Source organism: Gluconobacter sp. GP1 (assembly GCF_032913585.1).
Lineage (GTDB): Bacteria > Pseudomonadota > Alphaproteobacteria > Acetobacterales > Acetobacteraceae > Gluconobacter > Gluconobacter cerinus.
In genome coordinates, this window is the sequence record NZ_JASGXC010000033.1 from 1 (window position 1) to 1,367 (window position 1,367).

2 protein-coding genes and 1 pseudogene are annotated in these 1,367 nt (G+C 63.4%); all 3 read right to left on the minus strand.

Features of this window, described 5'->3' with window-relative positions; translation table 11 throughout:
- A pseudogene (locus R5H23_RS16705) lies at positions 1-197 on the minus strand (hypothetical protein); the annotation flags it as partial.
- A 70-nt stretch (positions 198-267) separates the two neighbouring features.
- Complete coding sequence (locus R5H23_RS16710; protein WP_211501721.1) at positions 268-882, minus strand: hypothetical protein; 615 nt, start codon at positions 880-882, stop codon at positions 268-270.
- 69 nt (positions 883-951) lie between these two features.
- On the minus strand, positions 952-1,367 hold a 416-nt coding region (locus R5H23_RS16715; protein ID WP_317216115.1), incomplete at its 5' end, for an LPD29 domain-containing protein.

The following is a 1,367-nucleotide window of genomic DNA, read 5'->3' on the forward strand; positions in this document are numbered from 1 at the left end:
GGCGGCTGCGTCCGGGTTCGGAAATCCGTCTCCGCCGCCTGCCGGTCCGAATAGGGGCCGTGCCAGTGCTGGGCGGCTTCTTTCGGCCAGAACGACGTCACGCGCAGATAGACACGCCCATCCGGTGCGACACCAAGATGGACCTTGCGACGATCCAGAAGGCAGGTCTCGATCTGGAGAAGGCTTTCATCGACCATGGAAAACTCGCTCGTCTTTTGAACTGCAGGATCTGGCAGGGGAGACCTGGTCCGCGCCCCTGCATTGGCCTCAGGCCGCCAGTTGGTCCGCCTGTGAGGCCGCAATCAGGACGGCGGCGGCCCGGGCAGGATGCTGGTGGGCGCGATAGCGCGACACCAGATCGGCCCGGGTCTCGCTGCTCAAAGCGGCCGCAGGCACGCCTCTGGTTTCGAGACAGGCTGCAACGTCCGCGGCCCATCCCTTGAAGCCAAGATGGCCGTCGTCAGACAGGCGTTCGGCCTCGGTGAGCGAGACCTCGCGCGGTTCTGCACCGTCCATGCGGAATGGTGTGTAGCGTGTTCCCCATGAGGCCACACCTGGCGTGCCCTCGTGGGGAACCGGATCTGCAATCGTGGTCTCGAGCCATTCAGAGGTGCCAAGCGCCTCTGAATCGTAAGCGGCGTCGAAACCGCGCGGCTTGCGGCTGCCACGATTGACCGTGACCATGATCTTGAATGACCGCCCAGGGTGCTGAAGCGCGGTGTCACGGCCGAAACTCAGGATGAGCGGCTTGAGGCCATCCACCGACTTCGCCTCGACAATACGCCGCTCTCCCAGATGGGACATGAGCGCCATCGTGGTGCTGGTGAAATAGCCCTCGCGCTTTGCGGTGGCGGGCGTCGCACTGAGCGTAAAGAAAGCCATGTCGATCTCCAGATATGACAAAGGCCGCCTCGCGGCGGCCTGGAAGAACTGTGAAAGGGCGAGGTGGGGTCAGAAGACGTATTCGGCGCTGCCGAACACCTCCTGCCAGGGGCTCCGGCTCTTGGAGTGACAATCCGTCACGTCGTCATAGAACCCGGATCTGAAGCGCTTTCTGATGTCGGAAACGGTCTGGTGTTCCGTATCGTCCAGCGGAGCGTCGCAGCTGATCGACACCGACCCGTAGGAGGTTTTGCGCACCCGGAATTTGTGGTTTGGCAGGGCGGCTTTCAGCAGGCGGCGGATGTTCTTTCCTGCCAGCACCCCGCTCTGGTCCGATCCCTGCTCCAGATGGGCGTACTCGGGATCGGTGCGCAGGCGCTCGATTTCGGCCGCATGCGCTGCCTCGGCCTGCTCTTTCTGCGCCTGCTTTTCAGCACGGCACGCTTCGGCATGAGCGCGCAGCTGCGCAATTTCCTCAGGCTCAG